At 53.0% G+C, this 20,768-nt stretch carries 15 protein-coding genes and 1 pseudogene; 7 read left to right on the plus strand and 9 right to left on the minus strand.

Annotated elements, in window-relative coordinates:
- Nucleotides 1-8 precede the first annotated feature (8 nt).
- The 5 genes and pseudogenes from RHK62_RS11100 to RHK62_RS11120 all read right to left on the minus strand — a co-directional run bounded on the left by RHK62_RS11100 (nt 9) and on the right by RHK62_RS11120 (nt 6,086).
- Nucleotides 9-481 (minus strand): annotated as a pseudogene (locus RHK62_RS11100) (AvaI/BsoBI family type II restriction endonuclease).
- Complete coding sequence (locus RHK62_RS11105) at nt 481-1,908, minus strand: hypothetical protein (RefSeq protein ID WP_310453724.1); 1,428 nt, start codon at nt 1,906-1,908, stop codon at nt 481-483. The pseudogene RHK62_RS11100 and the gene RHK62_RS11105 overlap by 1 nt, the downstream one beginning before the upstream one ends.
- A 166-nt stretch (nt 1,909-2,074) precedes the next feature.
- Complete coding sequence (gene alaS / locus RHK62_RS11110) at nt 2,075-4,750, minus strand: alanine--tRNA ligase (RefSeq protein WP_310453725.1); 2,676 nt, start codon at nt 4,748-4,750, stop codon at nt 2,075-2,077.
- A gap of 302 nt (nt 4,751-5,052) precedes the next feature.
- On the minus strand, nt 5,053-5,904 hold the full coding sequence (locus tag RHK62_RS11115; protein WP_399372818.1) for a prepilin peptidase: 852 nt from the start codon (nt 5,902-5,904) through the stop codon (nt 5,053-5,055).
- Entirely contained in the window at nt 5,859-6,086 is a 228-nt protein-coding gene (locus RHK62_RS11120; protein WP_225901554.1) for a hypothetical protein, read from the minus strand. Before RHK62_RS11120 ends, RHK62_RS11115 begins: the two co-directional genes overlap by 46 nt.
- A gap of 317 nt (nt 6,087-6,403) precedes the next feature.
- Here RHK62_RS11120 and RHK62_RS11125 point away from each other — a divergent pair, with 317 nt between their 5' ends.
- Nucleotides 6,404-10,144 (plus strand): PAS domain S-box protein, encoded by a 3,741-nt coding sequence (locus RHK62_RS11125; protein WP_310453726.1) that lies wholly within the window; start codon nt 6,404-6,406, stop codon nt 10,142-10,144.
- Here the strand turns inward: RHK62_RS11125 and RHK62_RS11130 are convergent.
- On the minus strand, nt 10,077-10,658 hold the full coding sequence (locus tag RHK62_RS11130; protein WP_310453727.1) for a hypothetical protein: 582 nt from the start codon (nt 10,656-10,658) through the stop codon (nt 10,077-10,079). The genes RHK62_RS11125 and RHK62_RS11130 overlap by 68 nt on opposite strands.
- Before the next feature lie 81 nt (nt 10,659-10,739).
- The gene (locus tag RHK62_RS11135; RefSeq protein ID WP_206199958.1) at nt 10,740-10,919 is read right to left on the minus strand and encodes a hypothetical protein; all 180 of its coding nucleotides are present in this window, start codon (nt 10,917-10,919) and stop codon (nt 10,740-10,742) included.
- Between the two features lie 236 nt (nt 10,920-11,155).
- On the opposite strand from RHK62_RS11135, the gene hemL reads away from it, so the two are divergent.
- A complete protein-coding gene (gene hemL / locus RHK62_RS11140) occupies nt 11,156-12,391 on the plus strand; it encodes a glutamate-1-semialdehyde 2,1-aminomutase (RefSeq protein WP_315862931.1) in 1,236 nt (411 codons plus the stop codon).
- On the opposite strand, the gene RHK62_RS11145 is transcribed toward hemL, so the two are convergent.
- The gene (locus tag RHK62_RS11145) at nt 12,382-14,538 is read right to left on the minus strand and encodes a HAMP domain-containing sensor histidine kinase (protein ID WP_206199960.1); all 2,157 of its coding nucleotides are present in this window, start codon (nt 14,536-14,538) and stop codon (nt 12,382-12,384) included. The genes hemL and RHK62_RS11145 overlap by 10 nt on opposite strands.
- 218 nt (nt 14,539-14,756) lie before the next feature.
- Here RHK62_RS11145 and RHK62_RS11150 point away from each other — a divergent pair, with 218 nt between their 5' ends.
- The 5 genes from RHK62_RS11150 (at nt 14,757) to RHK62_RS11170 (ending at nt 20,171) form a co-directional block, all read left to right on the plus strand.
- The gene (locus RHK62_RS11150; RefSeq protein WP_310453728.1) at nt 14,757-15,608 is read left to right on the plus strand and encodes a circadian clock protein KaiA; all 852 of its coding nucleotides are present in this window, start codon (nt 14,757-14,759) and stop codon (nt 15,606-15,608) included.
- A 5-nt stretch (nt 15,609-15,613) separates the two neighbouring features.
- Entirely contained in the window at nt 15,614-15,940 is a 327-nt protein-coding gene (gene kaiB, locus RHK62_RS11155) for a circadian clock protein KaiB (protein ID WP_302678165.1), read from the plus strand.
- A gap of 75 nt (nt 15,941-16,015) precedes the next feature.
- Nucleotides 16,016-17,572: a circadian clock protein KaiC gene (kaiC, locus tag RHK62_RS11160; RefSeq protein ID WP_302678166.1), complete on the plus strand. Its 1,557-nt coding sequence runs from the start codon at nt 16,016-16,018 to the stop codon at nt 17,570-17,572.
- A 4-nt stretch (nt 17,573-17,576) separates the two neighbouring features.
- Nucleotides 17,577-18,497, plus strand: a complete 921-nt coding sequence (locus tag RHK62_RS11165; RefSeq protein WP_206199964.1) for an NAD(+) kinase — start codon at nt 17,577-17,579, stop codon at nt 18,495-18,497.
- Nucleotides 18,498-18,557: 60 nt separating this feature from the next.
- Nucleotides 18,558-20,171, plus strand: coding sequence for an HD family phosphohydrolase (locus RHK62_RS11170; protein WP_302678167.1), 1,614 nt, complete (start codon nt 18,558-18,560; stop codon nt 20,169-20,171).
- On the opposite strand, the gene RHK62_RS11175 is transcribed toward RHK62_RS11170, so the two are convergent.
- A complete protein-coding gene (locus tag RHK62_RS11175; RefSeq protein ID WP_206199966.1) occupies nt 20,168-20,764 on the minus strand; it encodes a CPBP family intramembrane glutamic endopeptidase in 597 nt (198 codons plus the stop codon). The genes RHK62_RS11170 and RHK62_RS11175 overlap by 4 nt on opposite strands.
- Between the last annotated feature and the right edge of the window lie 4 nt (nt 20,765-20,768).

Here is a 20,768-nt window from a genome sequence, read left to right on the forward strand (position 1 = left end):
CAGCACTTTTACAAATCACATAACCAGCGACAGATCGATGCAATTTGATTTGGATTGTTTAGGTTAGCAGCGTTGGCAAGTAATCCCTTTTCCAGTTGATCCCATATCTCGACCGCCATTTTCTTCTCAATCGCTGCACCTGTAAAGAAAACATGCGGGGAGTGTTTCGCTTTCGAAAACGCTTCACGGATACGGTCAAGAGCCGCTCGCGCAGTTTTCCAATGCTCAGATGAACCAGCGCCTTGTCAGATAATCCTGCTGCCCTGAGAAGACCTACTTCTATGCCTTTGATAGCCAGCAAATCAGCAGGGGTTTTAGCCCTTGATGCAGCTTCTTGCAATGCCCTTGCTTCGGCGACATAGGGTGTAGAGCGACGATTCTTTTCGAGTGCAAGAGCAACAAAACCCGCGCGTGTGGCTTCATGGCTCGTGACGAGATCAGCACTAGACTGAAGATGGTTTCGGTATGGGCGCAAAGACATTACAATTTTCTCCAGATGTAAATGCCCTTACGTAGGGCTTCGCGTCCGTACTCCCCCATCTGCTGACTACTATTGCCTTTGCCGTTTGGCAAAACGAGAATACGTTCAACATAAAAGCCTAATTTCTCTGCAATATCAGAGAGGATCATATCGACCGAAACGCTCGCTCCTGCATAACGGACATTATCGTTGACCATAAACAAGAGTGCGTTTGGTTTCAGCACACGCGCACATTCGGCGATAACACAAGCCATCTCATAAAAATAGCCCTTCATTATCCGAGGAATTCCGTTATTGTTCAGAGCCCGTTGCGCTTTTTGGTCTTCCAAGTACTTCAGAATGGCTTGTAATAGTTCCTCCTCATCAGCAGCAGCCAATGCTGTTGCCCATTGCGGGTTAATGTCCAACAAGTCTTTTGGGCGATTTTCCACTGTACAACTAAGCATCTCTTGGCGAAATCTCAGTAGTTTTTGTTCATCTGTGCCCAACAACGCGAGTTCCAGTGCATAGGTACGCGTATAGTCATAGCGGTTGCAGTAAGGCGGAGAGGTCAGAATTGCATCGTAGGTGCTGTCGGGTAATTGCGGCAATATTTGAAGACATGAACCCTCAAACAAACGGATTTGAGCCTGAAGTTTTTCCGCAGCAAACAAAGTTGTTTGATGATTGGGTGATACATCTTCTAAAATCTCGTTTATCTTTTCACAAATAGCCTGATCGAACTCTAGGATTTCGCCCTTGTCGAAAATTTTCTTACCCTGTGTGCGTCCAGAGCGGTAATCCCACCGAAGGTATTGACCATCCTTTCGAGTAAAACTGATGGATTCCAGTACACAAAGTAAAGCAAAGCGCAAGATGGATTGAACTCTACTATTCTCGACTTGGTACGCGCCTATATATTTTTCGATAGCTTTTTTTGTTTTTTCGGGATAAGCTCCCTGTGTGATTCGCAGCTCTGGCAAGGGAACACTTATTTGCGACTCTTTCCAAACTCTCAACGTCGACCATTGGCACAATCTCTCGAAGTCTTCAGGGGTGAATTCGGCATCTAGAATTTGTTTGGCCGCAATGATTTCGCGACCAATGGGTAACAACTCGATCCCATCTGCATCTATACCCATTGCACTTGCAGCAAACAAAGCTGTTCCACTGCCTGCGAAAGGATCCAGAATTCTACCTGCGTTAATGCCGTACTTATGAAATAAATGTTCGACTAAAGAGGCTGAAAACGCTTCTTTGAACTTGTACCAACGATAAGAAGGTCTAGTTTTATTGCCTTGGAAACTCACCAAAAAACGCGAGAGTGTAGGGTCAATGTCGAATCTGTTTCTGAACCGATCGTGTAGCTGCTTATCAAGATGTCTAATAGTGCTGAGGAACTCAGGGGGTTGAGACAATACAGCAGTGGATGCCGTAGTATATTGCATTTCAATAGCTGAATACTAAACGTACCGATAGGTTGTGACCTCTCGCCTGCACGAGCAGACTGCTGCTCTCGGTTAAGTGTTTCTGTCTCCGGGGCAGCCAGTTGTGCTTCACGACTCTCACTCCAACTGAGCAAAGATCGACAAAGAAGATAGTGATGCCAATCGATCAACCCTCGAGTATTTCCTGTAGCCGCGATCGCGCCCTTTCAAAGGCCTCGGCCAATTTCTGAGGTTGAGATCCGCCGGCCTGAGCAAAGTTGGGACGCCCGCCGCCGCGGCCACCACAGACTTGGGCGAGTTCCGCCACCAGTTGACCGGCATGAACCCCCCGCTCTACAACATCCGGACTGGCGGCGACTAAAAGGTTCACTTTGTCAGCAGCCGGTTGAGTGGCCAACACCACAGCTCCACTGCCCAGTTTATTCAGGAGCCATTCAGCAGCGGTTTTTAGCCCTTGGGGATCTACCCCCGCCAGCGAGGCAATAAGCAGATGGGTAGCGCCGATGGCTTCAGCCTGCTCCAAGAGGGCTTGGGTTTTGGCAAGAGCTAGTTCGGCTTTGAGGTGTTCCAGTTCCTTTTGCTGGGCTTTGAGATCCGCTTGGAGTTGGCTAATGCGATCTAGAATCTCTTCCGGTTTGGCTTTGAAGCGATCGCACAACTCGCGGACAATGCTATCGCGCTGTTGCAAATAGTCACGCACCGCCGGTCCAGCAATGGCTTCAATGCGGCGAATCCCAGCCGCCACACCACTTTCGCTAATGATCTTAAAGAGGCCAATTTCAGCAGTGTTGTGGACATGGGTGCCACCACAGAGTTCCATAGAGACACCGGGAATATCGAGAACGCGCACCTGCTCACCGTATTTTTCACCAAACATGGCGATCGCCCCCTTGGCCTTGGCTTCATTGAGCGCCATGATACTCGTGTGGGTGGCATGGCTTTCACTAATCCACGTGTTGATTTGATCTTCAATCTGTTGCAGCTCTTCGCGAGTGAGGGCACGGGGGCAGTTAAAGTCAAACCGCAGCCGATCAAAAGCCACCAGTGATCCCGCCTGGGAAATGTTTTCGTCAATCCGCTTTTTCAAGGCCGCCTGCAAGAGATGCGTTGCGGTGTGGTGCGCCTGTACCCGCCGCCGACAACTGAGATCAATTTGGGCGCTCACGCGATCGCCAACGCTGAGGCTGCCCCGCTCCACTTTGCCGTAGTGAACAAACACTTCCTTTTGCTTTTGCACATCGTGGATTTGCACTAGCGCATCACTGGTGGCGAGATACCCGCGATCGCCAATTTGGCCACCGGATTCAGCATAGAAGGGAGTTTCTTCAAGGATCACCTGCACTTCAGTCCCTGCTGTTGCCGTTGTTACCGGATGACCCGCCACCAAAATCGCTGTTACGGTCGTGGTCAAACTAAACTCGTCATAGCCACGAAACTGCGTCGGATGCAGTTGATCCGCTAGGGAGTCAATCCCCTCCTGAACGGTAATATCAATGGTTTCGTGAGCGGCTTGGGAGCGTTGCCGCTGCTCGGCCATACAGGCTTCAAACTCAGCCACATCCACACCAATGCCTTGCTCAGCGGCAATCTCTTGGGTCAACTCCAAGGGGAAGCCATAGGTATCAAAAAGAACGAAAGCATCGCGCCCTGCCAATTGTGGTTTACTGCGTTTTTTGCCCTTAGTTGTCTTCAATGGAGCGAGCATCTCCGCTAAGAGCTTCTCACCCCGATCCAAGGTCTTAAGAAACTGTTCCTCCTCCCGCTGGAGTTCGCTGAGAATCACTGCCTGCCGCTCGCGCACATTGGGATAGACATTGGCAGCCAGATCAATCGCCACTTGAGCCAAGGCAGGGGTCACCAGTTCATTGATCCCCAACAGCCGACTATGGCGGACAATGCGCCGAATCAATCGCCGCAGGACATAGCCACGCCCCACATTACTGGCGGTGACGCCATCGGCAATGAGATGAACCACGGCACGGGTGTGATCGCCAATCACCTTGAGGGACGTTTTGGTGCTGGCATTGGCTTTGCGGTACTGAATCCCGGCGCGCTGCGCTGCCGCCTCAATCATCGGGAAAATTAAGTCTGTCTCGTAGTTGTTGGGCACCCCTTGCAGAACCTGCGCCATCCGCTCCAAGCCCATACCGGTATCAATGTTTTTCGCCTTGAGGGGGGTGCGGCGCCCTTGATCGTCTTGGTTCAACTCCATGAACACCAGGTTGTAGAGTTCGATGAAGCGGCGATCGTCATCGAGATCAACGTCAGCTAGCCCCTTTTCCGGATAGAAGTCGTAGTAAATCTCAGAACAAGGGCCACAGGGACCCGTTGGCCCCGCCGTCCAGAAGTTGCTCTCCTCTCCCATGCGCTGGATGCGCTCCTTGGGCAAGCCCACTTGGCGATGCCAAATGTCATAGGCCTCATCGTCATTTTCAAAGACGCTCACCAAGAGCCGTTCCGGGGGCAAACCATAAACCGTGGTCATCAATTCCCATGCCCAACCAATGGCCTCCGCCTTGAAGTAGTCGCCAAAGCTGAAGTTGCCCAACATTTCAAAGAACGTGTGGTGGCGAGCAGTGCGACCCACATTTTCAATGTCATTGGTGCGCAGACACTTTTGCGCAGTGGTGACGCGGCGTACCTTTGGCGTTTCTTGGCCGAGGAAAATGGGTTTGAAGGGGAGCATGCCGGCGATCGTCAGCAGCACCGTCGGATCCTCTGGAATCAGCGAGGCACTGGGCAAAATCGTGTGTCCCTTAGCGGCATAGAACTCAAGGAATTTTTGGCGAATTTGATCACCTGTGAGGGCAATTGTCGCCGACGCAGAGGGGGACGAGGTCATTGGAGCAAAGTCTCAACGGAGCGCAACAAACGGCAAGAACATTATTTCATCATACTGGATTGTACTCTGGGAATAAGGCACCCCATTGGCAGGATTTACGAGAATAGCCATGACTGAGCCAGCCACCCGCTCTGAAATGGGTCAACTCCTTGAGGAAGTGAGAGGAATGCGCGCTAATATGAGAAAGTTGCTGATCTGAGCGATCGCCAGCGGGTGGTGGATGCCCGCCTATGGGGTTTTATTGTCGCCCTTGTCAGGGGATTTTGGCTTATCTTGTCAAGTTGTCTTTTCTTTGATAGGAGTTAGCGCACAAACACGCCGGGCAAAAAGGTTTCGAGATAAAGATGAATCAATTGGCGGCCAAAGAGACCACTGACAATAGCCGCTACTGCCAAAAAAGGGCCAAAGGGAATCGGTTGCCGCCGCTGAATCCAACCGAGGGCAATCCCCAGTCCACCCATCAGGCCACCGAGGGCACAGGCCAAGAAAAAGGTAACGAGCAATCCCTGCCAACCTAGCCAAGCCCCGATCATCGCCGCCAGTTTGCTATCCCCTCCCCCCATGACCTCCTGACCAAGGGCGATCGCCCCCCCCCAGCGGATCAGATCAAAGAGCCAAATGCCAATCACTGCGGCAATGATGCCTTCCGTGAGTCCGCCTAGACCCGTCGTTAACCCTCTCAGGAGCAGGCCGACAATCAACCCCCATTTTGTCAGGGGATGGGGCAGCGTCATCGTGTCTAGATCAATCAAGGCCAAAGCCAAGAGCCACGCACTCAGCAGCCAGAGCACAAGGGTTTGCACTTGCCAGCCACTCACAGCCACAATCAGGACGTACAGCAGTGCCGTCAACAGCTCAATCGCAGGATACCGCCAAGAAATGGGTGCATGGCAGTAACGACATTGCCCCCGCAGGAATAGCCAGCCCAAAATTGGGATATTGTCCCAGGGCTTGAGTGTGGTCAAACAGATCGGGCAGCGAGACGGCGGATAAAGGAGCGATCGCCCACTCGGCACACGGTAGATCACAACATTGAGAAAGCTCCCCACCGCTGCCCCAAGGCCAAAGACAAGGCAGTAGCTAGCAAAGGTCAAAAAAGTTAGTGCAGTTATAGGCGTGTTACTTCCGGCAGATGATCGTAGGGAATAAAGCATTCTTGGGGCAGCAGCACTGGTTGGCTAGTAAACAGCACATAGCCCCGCAGGGTTTGCCGATTAACAGCGACACCCGCAGGCACCGTTTTTGCCCCATGAACCTGCTGGTAGAGATTATAGATGGATTGAGCAGCGGCTAATAGGGGGGTATCAACGGTTTCCATGGTCTGCAAAACTGGCATCTGCCCCACTCCTCGGCAAGCGAACAATTAGAAACGGTTATGTTTGGTTTTGAGCCAATCATCAGTTCTCGCCAAGCGCTCCGCCTATGCAAAAGCAGATCTGAAATCCTCTACCTGACTATCAATCATCTTGTCTTAGCAAAGCGATAGCATAGGGGTAGGATGGCGCTAAGACATCTTCCTCGTGAAATCACCTCAGGAGAGTATTCATGAAGGAATTGATTGTTTCACCATGCCCAGCCCCCTGGCGATCGCTAGCCTCGCCCTGTAGCTATTGACTGTGTTCCTTGTTTCCTCACAACTCCTTTGACCCAACCATGAACTCACAGCAGTTCTCCCTCGCCAATCATCTGCACCATTTACCTCATCCTGTCTTGGCAGGCGATCGCAAGGGCACCATTCTTTATGCCAACGCTGCGGCGCAACGGTTATTGAACCACGCTAGTACCGATTTAGCGGGCCTCTCCGTCATCGAGCTACTGTCCGCCAACTTTGACCTCTCCCTAGAGCGGTTCCAGCAAGTGCTCAACACCCAAACCCCGGCACAATGGGACTGCTATGATCCGCCCAAACAGCAGTGGTGGCAACTGGATTTAACCGCTGATGCTCACGGCTGGACCCTGACCCTAACGGAAATTACCGAACGCTATCGCCATTGGCTGCTCCAAGAAGCGCGGGTTAATGAACTGGAAAAATGGTGGCAGCGATTTCACACCCTGACGGAGATAGGTCAACAGCTCTTCTGGGAAATCCAAGGAGAGTGGTGTTATTGGTACGGTGACAGTCAAGGGGTGCTGGGGTACCCCCTAGAGCAATTGCCCAAAACCCTGCGAGCGTGGCAGCAACTCATCTACCCAGAGGATCAAGAGCGCTTTTGGCAAGCCATCCCTCAGCAAGGGGGAGCAACACCCTGCGATTTGGAATATCGCCTGCGCCATGCCAATGGTGCGTATGTGTGGGTGCGCGATCGCTGGGAATATCGGCAGGAACCACCAAACACCACAACCGTCATCGGCGTCATGGTCAATATCCATGACCAAAAGATACAGGAAATGCGCCTGCGGGAAAGCGAACAACGCTATCGCAACCTCGTAGATCACCTACCCGCCGTGGTGTATCGCTGTGCCATTGATGCTTCGTGGACGATGGAATACCTAAGTCCCAAGTTCACCGAGCTGACGGGGTATCTCCCGAGCGAACTGGTGCACAATCAGGTTCGTAGCTACGCTAGTATTACGCATCCAGAAGATAGCGATCGCGTTGATTGCGCAATCCATGAGGCCCTTGCCAAGGGCTTCCCCTTTAGTGTCGGCTACCGCATTTTCTGTGCTGATGGGTCGGAGCGTTGGGTACATGAGTACGGTCAGGGAGTCTATGACGTAACCGGCAAAGCCTATGCAATTGAGGGCATCATTGTGGATGAAACAGAACGGATTCAGTCAGAGCAAGCCCTCAGAGAAAGTGAGTATCGCTGGCGTGCGGTCTTTGAAAATGCCCAAGTCGGGATTATTGTCACTAGCCCTGCTAACCACTACCGCCTTGTGTATTGCAATCCCTTTTTTTGCCAATTTGTCGGCTACACCGCTCCTGAACTGGCAAATCTCACCGCCCATGATCTGACCTTTGCTGAAGATTGGCCTGACGAGGCGGCTCTCATCCAAGAGTGTCAACTGGGACTGCGCAACACCTATCAAATTGTCAAGCGTTACCGCCACAAAAAGGGGCACACCGTCTGGGGAAATTTAACCCTCTCCTGTGTGCGCAATGCCAATGGTGAGCCTCACCTGCTGATTGCCCTGATTGATGACATTACTAGCCAACGCCAACTGCAACTCGCCCTCGATCGCGAGCGCAACCGCTATGAGCAGTTAGTGAACAATTGTCCCGTCATCATTTTGACTCTCAATCGCGACAAAACTCTCTTAACCAGTAATTGGGTTGGCTTGAAGACACTGGCAGCGGCTCAAGTGGTGCCCGGTATGCCATTTTCGGCACTGCTCCATCCCCAAGAATCAGTGACTCGGGTGGAAGCCCTGATTGACCGCGTTCTGGACAGAGAAACCATTAACGACGAAGAAATTCTGCTGCGTTGCCGCACCGATGCTCCCTGTGATATGCTCAGCCACCTTTTTCCCCTGCTGGATGAGGAGGAAGAAATTGTCGGCTGTGTGGTGGTCTGTACTGATATTAGCGATCGCAAACGTGCCCTTGCTGAACTGGATGAGCGCGAGGCTCAATATCGCAGTGTTTTCGAGTCTGTGGCCGATGGCCTAGTGATCTATGACACCGAAAACCTACAGATCGTTGAGGTCAATGATGCCATCTGCGACATCTATGGTTTCAGTCGTAGTGAATGCCTTGAACTCCAACCTGAGGATTTTCTGCACCCCGACTACCGCGATCAGTTTCAGGAATTCCTAGAGACGATTCGGCATCAGCCCACTTGGCACGGTGTCAGCAAGCATCGCTGTAGCGATGGCCAGGTTATTGATGTGGATATCTTTGCCACAAGGTTGCGCTACAAAGGCAAAAATCAAGTCCTCTGCGTCATCCGCGATATTACACAAATCAAGCGTTTTGAAGAAACTCAAGTGGCGATCGCCAAAGAACTCAGCCGACGGGAAGCACTCTTTCGCAATCTCATTAACGATTTAGATGTGGGAGTGATGCTGTTGTCTGCTGATCTCTACGCAAAAGTGATTAATCCTCGGGGCTGTGAGCTGCTGGGGGTCAAGGAAGCGGACATCATTGGTCAAAAACCAACAGAAATGGCTTGGGATGCCCTCAACGATGCCGGGGAACCAATGCCGCCAGCGGCTTTTCCGCTGATGATTGCCATTGCTCAAAAGCAACGGGTACAAGGGGTGATGGGCATTCTCAATCAACAAACCCAACAGCGGCTCTGGCTGCAAGTGACCGCTGATCCAGAAGTCACGGCAACGGGGAGCATTGAGCAGGTGATTCTCACCTTTAGCGATATTAGCGATCGCAAGCACTACGAGGCCTACCTTCAAGATCAAGCCGTTCGCCAGCGGGAACTCAACCAGCTCATTCAGGAGATTCGCGAAGCCCCTGATCTCAATCAGGCCTTTGCCAAGGCGGTACAGGAGGTGTGTCATATCCTGCGGGTCGATCGCGCCATTGTCGTCAAGTACGAGCCAGAACAGCACCACTGGATTCCCCTAGTGGAGTTTCTCAACAAACCCTATATAACCCCTAGCGTGGGGCTAACGATTCCAGACGAGCATAATCCCATTGCCGCAACCCTCCGCCAAGGAAAAATTGCCGAGCTGCCTGCCCTAGAGAATCTGGATCCCACCGATGCAGTGAACCGTGCAATTGCTCAAGTGCTCGGTGGTGGCTGGCTCATTGCCCCAATTCGGATCAATCAGCAGATTTGGGGGGCTTTTTCCTTTCAGCGTTTTAATCATTCCAGCGGCTGGACAGATGAGGAACGCCAACTCATTCTCTCCTTCACCGATCAACTGGCAATTACCATTCAGCAAACAAACTTGTATGACTCACTGCAATTGGCCAATGCCGAACTCTCCCGCCTTGCGACCATTGATGGCCTCACCCAGATTGCCAATCGGCGCTATTTTGACCAGGATTTGCAGCAGCAGTGGCAGTTAGCCCAGCGAGAACAGACGAACATTTCCCTGATTCTTTGTGATGTCGATTTCTTCAAGAACTTCAACGACCACTACGGCCACCAAGCAGGGGATGACTGCCTGATCGCGATCGCGAAAATATTAACCCAAGCGGTGCGCCGTCCCACCGATTTAGCCGCACGCTACGGTGGTGAGGAATTTGCCTTGATTTTGCCCAATACCGATCTCACTGGCAGTCTGTGCGTCGCCGAACGCATCCAACAGCTTCTCTATGCCTTGGAGATTCCCCATATGGCCTCCTCAGTGAGCGATCGCGTCACCTTGAGTATGGGCATTGTCAGCTTGCTGCCCCAAGTCGGCCAACCGGTGAATGAATTCATCACCCTTGCTGATCAGCAGCTCTATCTCGCCAAGCGGGGCGGGCGCGATCGCTATTGCTATGCTTAGACTCTTGCTTAGTGAGAACTCTTTCGTAGGCCTTCAGCAAATAGTGGGGCTTGAGGGCAGTCACTTGGTAGGCCACCAAAATCAGTAGCACAGCCACGAGGGCGATCGGTAGCCCCAAGGGCAGGAACAGTCTATGCTTTGGATCATGGCTAATCATGCGCCGCAACCGCTGGCCAAAAATTTTCAACTTGCCCCGCCAGCCCTGATGATCTTGCACCCGTGGTCTTTGGGAGGGCTTTCCTAACAAGCGCTGCTGCCAGTAGTCATCGTGGCCAATGAGCAAAAATCGCCAGTAGAAGTGCCAGAGGCCATTGGGGGGAGCATGACTCGCACGGGCTTGGGGTTGCCGCCAAATACACTCCCCTTGTTGCAGCAGTGTGTGGGCATGAATGACGCAGTTACCGCGATAGAGGGACAATTCAGTGGGAATGGGGTGATCCGGCAAAAACTGACGGCGAAAAGCCACATTATTCAAAAAGTAGCCCGCCCGCCGGTTCCATTTGCCTTCCCCCACTGTATTGCGGAAAAATGTCAGTCAGTGCCATAGCTGTGCGGTAAACACCAGCCCCGCGAATCGCAGTTTCCCCAGCCAGCACTAGATACGCTTGGGGAGCATCCCCTGTTTCAAGAGCAGGACTTCATTGGCGGCAGTGGGGGGTAAATCTTGGCTAGCAAGGGACTGGAGGGCACGGTGGAGTCCAGCCATATCCGCATTTGCCAAGTGCTCAGTTTCCAAGATGATGGAGAAGGTGGGCAGAAGTGGCGTGGAGGACATAGACATCTTGCAGAGGTAGCCGTTCTGTGGGTACAACTCCAGTGTTATTCTCCCAAACGCCATAAATGAGCCGCCCAAACCGTAAAGAATTGCAACATGCGCCTTTGTCGGGTTAAGGGGCAGAAGAATTGCCTATAATACTGTGAGCACGCCAATGCTTGAGGGAGTTGACGTTGACCACGACCGTTTTTCAAACCACAAAATCCCAAGAAATTTTTGCCGCTGCCCAAAAACTCATGCCCGGTGGCGTCAGTTCACCTGTGCGTGCCTTCAAGTCCGTCGGCGGCCAGCCCATTGTCTTTGATCACGTCAAGGGTGCCCACATTTGGGATGTAGACGGCAACCAATACATTGACTATGTGGGGTCTTGGGGACCCGCGATCGTCGGCCATGCCCATCCCGAAGTCATTGATGCTCTCCATGCCGCCCTTGAAAAGGGAACCAGCTTTGGCGCCCCCTGCGTGCTTGAGAATATCTTGGCGGAAATGGTGATTGCCGCTGTCCCTAGTGTCGAGATGGTGCGCTTTGTGAATTCTGGCACCGAAGCCTGTATGGCAGTGCTGCGGCTCATGCGTGCCTATACCCAGCGGGAAAAGGTGATCAAGTTTGAAGGCTGCTACCACGGTCATGCCGATATGTTCTTGGTCAAAGCAGGGTCAGGAGTCGCTACATTGGGTTTACCCGATTCTCCCGGCGTGCCGAAAGCAACCACCGCCGCCACATTAACCGCACCCTACAACGATCTCGAAGCGGTCAGTCGCCTCTTTGAACAGTATCCCGATGACATTGCGGGGGTGATCCTTGAACCTGTGGTCGGCAATGCGGGTTTTATTCCGCCAGATGCCGGCTTTCTCGAAGGGCTGCGAGAGCTGACAAAACAGTACGGTGCCCTCTTGGTCTTTGATGAAGTCATGACCGGCTTTCGCATCGCCTATGGTGGTGCTCAGGAAAAATTTGGTGTGACACCAGACCTCACCACCCTCGGAAAAGTGATTGGCGGTGGCCTACCGGTGGGTGCCTATGGCGGTCGCGCTGACATTATGAAGATGGTGGCGCCGGCAGGACCGGTGTATCAAGCGGGTACCCTCTCTGGCAATCCCTTGGCAATGACAGCGGGCATTAAAACCTTGGAAATTCTCAGCCGCCCCGGTAGCTATGAGCAGCTGGATCGGATCACAGGCAAGCTGATCCAAGGACTGTTAGAGGCCGCACGGGAATTTGGCCATGAGGTGTGTGGTGGGCACATCAGTGGCATGTTTGGTCTCTTTTTCACCGCTGGTCCGGTGACGAACTATGAGCAAGCCAAGCAGTCCGATTTGAAAAAGTTTGCGGCCTTCCACCGGGGTATGTTGGAGCAGGGGATTTACCTTGCGCCATCCCAGTTTGAAGCGGGCTTTACTTCCCTTGCCCATACAGAGGCGGATATTGAGCGCACCATTGCGGCAGCGCGGACAGTGCTGAGTCAGCTTTGAGCTTTCACCGTCGCGGCAAGGAGCACCACATCCATTAAGTCCGCAAGGTTGAGGCAGGGAAAGACCATGACATCCCCCAATTGATGAATGGCTCGGCTGCTATCTTCGGCCAAGGTAATCATGGGGAGTTTTCGCAGTTTGGGATGATTCTCCAGATCGGCGACCTCGTCAGCGGGCAAATCCCAAATCAGAACATCGGGTTGCCAAATCTCCACCAAGAGATCGGCCTGTTCGAGGTCTTCTGCTTCGAGGAGCCGCAGGTGGGGCAGGCTAATGTCATGGAGGAGGCCGAGGCGGAGTACCGTTTGATTGAGGAGGGGACGCTCAAAAGTCGATTCTTCGACTGGAGCAGCCAATCGCGGGAAACACCAGCGATCGAGGACATCAATCAGCAGGCTGGGATGACTACTCAAGGGCAGCCGTTGCACAAAACCGGTCAAGCCCAAGGGAGTGGCTTCATCGGAGAGGATGATCAACGGAACAGTGGCCGTGAAGGGGCTGGTGGCCAGACTCTCAACCACATCAGCCAAAATGAGACTACTGGCGGGGCGGACAACAATGGCCGTGGGTTGCAGTTGCTCCAGCTTATCCAGCGCTTCAAGGGGATGGCGAGCGACCACATAGCCGTAGTGACTGCGCTGCAATGCGGAAGTCGTGTCCATGATCCACGTGGCATCATTACTGACCAAAAGGATCAATTGAGCCGTAGTGGGTAATTCAGGGGGAAGTTCCTCAGCAAAGGGCAGTAGTACTGTCCACTCACTGGAGTCGTCAGCTTGGGCAATAAAGGAAAGCTCACCATTGTGGAGACGACAGAGTTGGCGGGCGAGCATCAGCCCCATGGTGACTTCGGCGTAGTCCTCGAGGCATTCGTGCAGCAGGCGATCGTGATCCTTGAGGGGAATGCCATGTCCCTCTTCCCACAGTTGCAGCGCCAGCCAATTTTGCCAGCGACTCAGGCGTAGTCCATAGCGATCGCTGGGAAAGAGCATCAGCCACCCCAAGAGATGGGCAAGAATCTGCCGTAGCCGCAGAGCATCGCCGTAGAGGTACACATGGCTCAAGGGCTGATCAATGTGCCACTGCCACTGCCAACCCGGCGGGGTTAGATGGTAAAGATGCTCCGCCAACTCCTGCGATCGCAACCACAAACCCGCCAATTCTACGGTTTCCCATTGCAATTCCAACTCTCGCCAAAGGGCACGGGTGTGGTCCTGCCACGCCTGAATGAGGCGATTCATTTGCCAACCGCTACGCTGGATCAGGGCAAGGTAGTCCTGTTGCTCTGGTAGAGGGTGCTGCCACAAAAGTTGGGTGAGGCTGAGAATCGCCGTTAGGGGATTTTTGAGTTCATGCCCCAAGCTCAGGAGGAGGCGCTTTTGCTGATGGAGGCGCAGTTGGTGCAAGCGGGTGGGGGTCGTCGGATCTGACTCCTGCCGCCGTTGGGCAAAAAATAACCAATAGCGATCGCTCGCCACCGCGACACCGCTTTCTGCCTTCTCCCAGTCCAACGACGTTAAATTCAAGGGAAACGAACACACCTGCCAGAGCGATCGCCCGAAGGGCGCGCTACGCGATCGCGCCTCTAGTGCCTGACAATTCATGCCTTCAAACTTAGGCTGCACCAGTGGCAAGAAATCAGTTAAGTGTTCTGACCAAGCGCGATTTTGCCAAACGACTCTCCCTTGGGCGTTTTGAATTTGTACCGGCAAAGGCAATTCTTCAATCACCTCCAGCCAAGGCAAAGGGGGCTGGCACGCCCAGCGATAGAGCAAGCGTTGCTGATCCAGCAGTCCCAAAAAACAACCCTGTGCATCCACAACCGCAATATAGGCTGGCATCTGGACTTGGCTGCGCAACCACCCCTGAAACTGCAATAGTGTCCACGTTGCGGGTACCACCATCACGGGCGATCGCCAAGAAGCCGTCACACTCCCCACCGCCAAGTCGGCTAACGTCCCTTCCCGCTCCAAACTCAACGCCAACCGCCAGCCCTGCACCACTCCCAAGGGTTTTTGCCCCTCATCCACAATGACGATCGTCTCTGGGAGGGTTTCTTGCCAACGCTGGCACACCTCGCTGAGAGACAAACCTGCCCCCACCGTCATTGCAGGTTCAGTAAAGCTGGCTAGGGAGAGGGAATTCATGGATACAGCCCTTTTTTGCAACGGGGGATACATCAAATAATGAAGTAGGATGCCGTTTTACGCCGGCTTTGCCATTCTTGAGTGTGTTCTGTCCTTGTGAGCAGGGCTGTTGGTCCTAAGCTTGTAATGAAATGGCAACACTCCTCCAGAAAACACTGCCACCACCAGCGAGAAAGTGATAGGATGCTATCAGATGCAAACTCAAGTTCTGAAAGCACGTGGCGCAGTCAACCGCACTAACAATCTGTGGCTTAGTTTACTCGCCCGCTATTGGCCAAGAATTAGTCCGTTTGCACAACTCCGACATCGATGAACTGGTTTACTTTTCGACCGAGAGAGAGTTTTGCAGCTATGTAGAGCAGCGGCGAAATAGCATCGCTTGTTTAATTTTAGAATGGGGAGAGGGGACTCCGCAAATCATTACCTACCTGCACCACAGCGCCACACTCCTGCCGGCAATTATTATCTTTCCGGCTGACCTGTCGCCACTTCCCCCAGGCCCCCACTATCACATTGCTGAAATCATTCTTAGCACCGATAATCTGCATTCCCTGAATCAGTCTATTGAGGAGGCCATCACCGGATTTATCAAGTTGTGTCCGGGGTGTGCGGTGCCCCCCCACGTCATGTTCCGCATGCCGACCCTCAAGGACAGTGGCAACCTTGACCCCCAGCACCGTTTGTCCCAAAAATTAAAGGAGCGCCTAGGCTACCTTGGGGTGTATTATAAGCGCGATACCGCCTTTTTCTTTCGGCGGATGTCCGCTGCCGACAAGCGCAAGCTCCTCGATGAGTTGCGCTCAATTTATCGTACCATTATTCTGGAGTACTTCAGCAGTAATTCCAAAGTTAATGAGCGTATTGATGAATTTGTTAGCAAAGCATTCTTCGCAGATATTTCCGTTTCCCAAGTCCTAGAGATTCACGTTGAACTCATGGATAATTTTTCTAAGCAACTCAAACTGGAAGGCCGCAGTGAGGACATTTTGCTCGATTATCGCCTGACCCTCATTGATGTCATTGCCCATTTGTGCGAAATGTACCGTCGCTCAATTCCGCGTGAGGTGTAGCGCCCATGACCCCACTGCGGAAAACTTACGTTCTCAAACTCTACGTGGCCGGCAACACCCCCAACTCCGTGCGGGCTCTGAAAACCCTCAATAATATTCTTGAAAAGGAATTTAAGGGGGTTTATGCCCTCAAAGTGATTGATGTCCTAAAAAATCCGCAACTGGCGGAGGAGGATAAAATTTTAGCGACCCCAACCCTTGCCAAAGTCTTGCCGCCGCCTGTACGTCGCATCATCGGTGATCTGTCCAACCGAGAGAAGGTGCTCATTGGCTTGGACTTGCTGTATGAAGAAATTGGTGAGCCAGCGGATGACGATCTCAGTTTGGAATAGGCGCAGTGGTTAGAGTATCTCAGTTTAGAATAACCTTTTGGAATTTTTGGCAGCATACTGATCTCAACATCTTCTATGACGAACCTACCTGAAAGTCAGTTCAGTACAACTGAGCAATCGCCTGCGGAAGTCAAGAAAATCCCGACAATGATTGAGGGATTTGACGACATCAGCCATGGGGGACTGCCCCAAGGACGCACCACTTTGGTGAGTGGCACCTCCGGCACAGGGAAGACCCTTTTTGCAGTTCAGTTTCTCTACAACGGCATTACGATTTTTAATGAGCCAGGTATATTTGTTACATTTGAAGAGTCGCCTCAAGACATTATTAAAAATGCCCTGAGCTTTGGCTGGAATCTGCAAAGCCTCATTGATCAAGGCAAGCTCTTTATCCTCGATGCTTCCCCAGATCCCGATGGTCAGGAGGTAGCTGGGGATTTTGACTTATCTGCTCTGATTGAGCGCATTCAGTACGCCATCCGCAAATACAAAGCAACACGGGTTTCCATTGACTCCGTAACAGCTGTTTTTCAGCAGTACGATGCCGCCTCAGTGGTGCGGCGGGAAATTTTCCGCTTGGCGTTTCGTCTGAAGCAACTGGGCGTGACCACCATTATGACCACCGAGCGGGTAGATGAATATGGGCCAGTGGCGCGTTTTGGGGTGGAGGAATTTGTCTCCGATAACGTGGTGATTTTACGCAATGTGCTTGAGGGGGAACGGCGGCGGCGCACTGTGGAAATTCTCAAGCTGCGGGGCACCACCCATATGAAGGGGGAATATCCCTTCACGATCAACAATGGCATCAATATCTTCCCCTTGGGAGCCATGCGTCTTACCCAGCGCTCCTCCAATGTGCGGGTGTCTTCGGGGGTCAAGACCCTCGACGAGATGTGTGGGGGTGGCTTCTTCAAGGATTCCATTATTTTGGCCACGGGGGCAACGGGTACTGGCAAGACCCTCTTGGTCAGCAAGTTCTTGGAGACAGGATGCCAGCAGGGAGAACGCGCCTTGCTGTTTGCCTATGAAGAGTCAAGAGCCCAGTTGTCTCGCAATGCCTCCTCTTGGGGAATTGATTTTGAGGAGCTAGAACGGCGAGATCTGTTGCGGATTATTTGTGCCTACCCTGAGTCAGCAGGGCTAGAGGATCACCTACAGATTATTAAATCCGAGATTGCGGACTTTAAGCCCTCACGGGTGGCCATTGACTCCCTTTCTGCTTTGGCGCGGGGGGTAAGCAACAATGCCTTCCGGCAGTTTGTGATTGGGGTCACTGGATTTGCCAAGCAAGAGGAGATCACCGGCTTTTTCACCAATACGACCGATCAGTTTATGGGCTCTAACTCCATTACCGAGTCCCATATTTCTACAATCACAGATACGATTTTGCTGCTGCAGTATGTGGAAATTCGCGGTGAAATGTCGCGGGCAATTAACGTCTTTAAGATGCGGGGTTCGTGGCACGACAAGGGCATTCGCGAGTATGTCATCACAGAAAAGGGCGCCGAGATCCGCGATTCGTTCCGTAACTTTGAAGGGATTATCAGCGGTACCCCAACCCGTATTGCGGTGGATGAAAAAACGGAGTTGGCACGGATTGCCAAGGGAATGCAGGATCTAGAGAACCAGTAACCCCATGCAGCTCAACCAAGTCATTGTGGTGCACAAGGCCGGCGATCGCCAGAGCAAGGAATGGGCGGATCGCGCCTCCCGTCAACTGCAACAGCGTGGCGCCAATGTGCTTGTGGGGCCGAGTGGACCTAAGGACAACCCCTACCCCGTCTTTATGGCCTCGGTAACAGAGCCGATAGATCTGGCCGTTGTTCTGGGGGGAGATGGCACTTCCTTGGCGGCGGCACGGCATCTGGCTGCGGCGGGGGTTCCGATTCTGGCGGTCAATGTGGGGGGGCATTTGGGGTTTTTGACGGAACCATTAGAGCTGTTTCGCGATATGGAGGCGGTTTGGGATCGCCTTGAGCGGGATGAGTACGCCATGCAACAGCGAATGATGCTGCAAGCCCAAGTGTTTGAGGGATCAAAATTGCATCCTGAAGTGGTGGGCGATCGCTACTATGCTCTGAATGAAATGTGCATTAAGCCGGCATCTGCCGATCGCATGATCACCGCCATCCTCGAAATGGAAATTGATGGCGATGTGGTGGATCAGTACCAGGGGGATGGGTTGCTGGTGGCCACCCCCACCGGCTCCACCTGCTATACGGTCGCCGCCAATGGCCCCATTTTGCATCCAGGGATGGAAGCGCTTGTGGTGACGCCGATTTGCCCCTTGAGTCTTTCGAGTCGCCCCATTGTCTTGCCTGCACGCTCGTCAGTGAGCATTTGGCCGTTGGACGATCACAGCCTCAATACTAAACTGTGGATGGATGGCGTACTGGCCACCTCCATCTGGCCGGGACAGCGGGTACAGGTGACGATGGCCGATTGTCAGGCACGCTTTATCCTCCTGCGGGATCACTACTCTTTCTATCAAACGCTACGGGAGAAGTTGGCTTGGGCAGGGGCACGCATTCCTTACCACAACAACCACCGCAATTAGATCACAACCCCATGCTTGCAACGCATCTATAATGGGCGCATTCCTCACGGGTCTTTTGCGATGATTGTCAGTCCCCTTGAACGAGCGGTGCTTGGATCGAGTGCCGAAACGCTTGTTGATCAGCTTCTGGAAATTGGCATTGCCCTTTCCGCGAGCCAATCCCTAGAGGAACTACTGCATCTCATTCTCACGAAAAGTCGCCAAATTACCGCTAGCGATGCCGGCACAATTTTTCTAGTTCAGGGCGAACGGGCAGTTCTGGAATTTAAGGCGGCTCAAAATGATAGTGTTGCTCTCCCTGAGCAGGTACAGGACACTACAGTCCCCCTCACCCCTGATAGCTTGGTGGGCTATGCCGCCCTCACGGGGGAATCCCTGAATATTCCCGATGTGTATGCCCTAGCGGGAAACGAGCTGTACCAATTCAATCGTTCTTTTGATGAAGCCCTGCGCTATCGAACCTGCTCGGTGCTGGTGGTGCCGATGCAAAATGTCAGTGGTGAGGTGATTGGCGTTCTGCAACTGATTAACCGCAAGCGATCGCCCGACGCGCGGCTGACGCCAGAAACCACTGTGGCTCTCACCCAACCCTATAGCCCTTGGGAAGAACACATTGTGCGATCGCTGGCCAGTCAGGCGGCTGTGATTATTGAGCGCAACCATCTCCTAGAAAGTATTGAACAGCTCTTTGAGGGCTTTGTCACCGCCTCAGTACAAGCAATTGAGGTGCGGGATCCCACCACGGCGGGACATTCGGAACGGGTGGCAGCACTGACAGTACGCCTAGCGGAGATCACCCATGCAACCTCAAGGGGGGTCTTTCGGGAAGTCTCCTTTAGCGATCGCCAACTGCAAGAGATTCGCTATGCAGCGCTGCTCCATGATTTTGGTAAGGTGGCCGTCCCTGAAGCCATTCTCAACAAGCAAAAGAAATTTTTCCCTGAGCAACTGGAGGTGATTCGCCAACGGTTTGCCCTTGTGCGCCGCACCCTAGAAATGGAAACGGCTCAAGCCAAGGTGAACTATCTCCTGTGCCATCCCCACACGGTTCATAGCCCAGAACAGGCCTGTCACCACTGCGCCTTTTTACGGCACCTCGATCAGGAACTCCGCCAACAACTGCTCACCCTCGAAGTCTATTGGCAGTTGCTCGAGCAGGCCAATGAGCCGCAAATTCTTGATGAAGAGCCCCTTGCCCGCCTTCAGGAATTAACCCAGTTTTATTATCGCGGGACTGATGGCGAACTCCATCCCCTGATTACGGCCAGCGAACTCGAGCAACTCTTGGTGCGGCGAGGGAATCTTACCCAACAGGAGCGGCGGCTCATTGAAGCCCACGTGACCTATACCTACCAATTTCTCTCTCGCATTCCCTGGACACCCCACCTAAAAAATGTGCCGATCATTGCCTATGGTCACCATGAGCGATTGAATGGCAGTGGCTACCCGCGAGGTATTGGGGCGGCGGAGATTCCTTTGCAAACCCAGATGCTGGCGATCGCCGATATTTACGATGCCCTGACGGCCAAGGATCGCCCCTACAAAAAGAGCCTACCCGTGGATGCGGCCCTAGAGATTCTGTGGCAGGAGGCCAAGGAATTTAAGATTAATCCCGATCTCGTTGAACTCTTTGAGCAACAGGAGGTCTTTCGGGTGCTGGGGCACCAGCGCTAGGGTTGATGGGGAGACGATCGCAAAAAGGAGACTTTCCAAAGCGTAGCCGCCAGCCAATTAGTACAGGTATGGGCGACGATCGCTAGGAGTAAATTATTCATTGCGACGGCACTATAGGCAAACAGCCCGCCCACAATGGTTGCCCACAGGGCATAGGGCCACTGCTGCCGCGATCCAGCGTGCAAAATACCAAAGCACACCGAGCTACCGATAATCCCTGCCCAGTTGAGACCCAAGCTTGGTAGGAGCACCCCGCGAAAGAGCAGCTCTTCACTGAGGCCAGGCAGAATGCCAATCCAAAATAAATCAGGCCACAGCAGCGGTGAAAGTACCAGTTTCAGGTAGGTATCCGACGCATGGCGGTAGGCGGGCCAGAGCCGATACAAAATAGCCCCCATCCCCGTAATTCCTAAGCAGAGGACAATCCCTAAAACCACTGCCCAACCATCCCAGCGCAGCGGCAGAAGTCCCGCGGAAAAGGGGGTCAATAACCACACCCGCGCCAAAATCAGCCACAGGATGGCCGTCAACGCCATGGCCACTAAGACCTGCGTACGACTCAGAGGCTCATCGGGCAGGGGGGACTCCTCCATAGGC

The organism is Thermosynechococcus sp. HY213 (genome assembly GCF_031460975.1).
Lineage (GTDB): Bacteria > Cyanobacteriota > Cyanobacteriia > Thermosynechococcales > Thermosynechococcaceae > Thermosynechococcus.

Coding starts and splice junctions, on each gene's coding strand:
- RHK62_RS11105 (WP_310453724.1), bottom strand. CDS start 1,908: ATGCAATATACTACGGCATCCACTGCTGTATTGTCTCAACCCCCTGAG.
- alaS (WP_310453725.1), bottom strand. CDS start 4,750: ATGACCTCGTCCCCCTCTGCGTCGGCGACAATTGCCCTCACAGGTGAT.
- RHK62_RS11115 (WP_399372818.1), bottom strand. CDS start 5,904: ATGCTTTATTCCCTACGATCATCTGCCGGAAGTAACACGCCTATAACT.
- RHK62_RS11120 (WP_225901554.1), bottom strand. CDS start 6,086: ATGCCAGTTTTGCAGACCATGGAAACCGTTGATACCCCCCTATTAGCC.
- RHK62_RS11125 (WP_310453726.1), top strand. CDS start 6,404: ATGAACTCACAGCAGTTCTCCCTCGCCAATCATCTGCACCATTTACCT.
- RHK62_RS11135 (WP_206199958.1), bottom strand. CDS start 10,919: ATGTCCTCCACGCCACTTCTGCCCACCTTCTCCATCATCTTGGAAACT.
- hemL (WP_315862931.1), top strand. CDS start 11,156: ATGCCCGGTGGCGTCAGTTCACCTGTGCGTGCCTTCAAGTCCGTCGGC.
- RHK62_RS11145 (WP_206199960.1), bottom strand. CDS start 14,538: ATGAATTCCCTCTCCCTAGCCAGCTTTACTGAACCTGCAATGACGGTG.
- kaiB (WP_302678165.1), top strand. CDS start 15,614: ATGACCCCACTGCGGAAAACTTACGTTCTCAAACTCTACGTGGCCGGC.
- kaiC (WP_302678166.1), top strand. CDS start 16,016: ATGACGAACCTACCTGAAAGTCAGTTCAGTACAACTGAGCAATCGCCT.
- RHK62_RS11165 (WP_206199964.1), top strand. CDS start 17,577: ATGCAGCTCAACCAAGTCATTGTGGTGCACAAGGCCGGCGATCGCCAG.
- RHK62_RS11170 (WP_302678167.1), top strand. CDS start 18,558: ATGATTGTCAGTCCCCTTGAACGAGCGGTGCTTGGATCGAGTGCCGAA.
- RHK62_RS11175 (WP_206199966.1), bottom strand. CDS start 20,764: ATGGAGGAGTCCCCCCTGCCCGATGAGCCTCTGAGTCGTACGCAGGTC.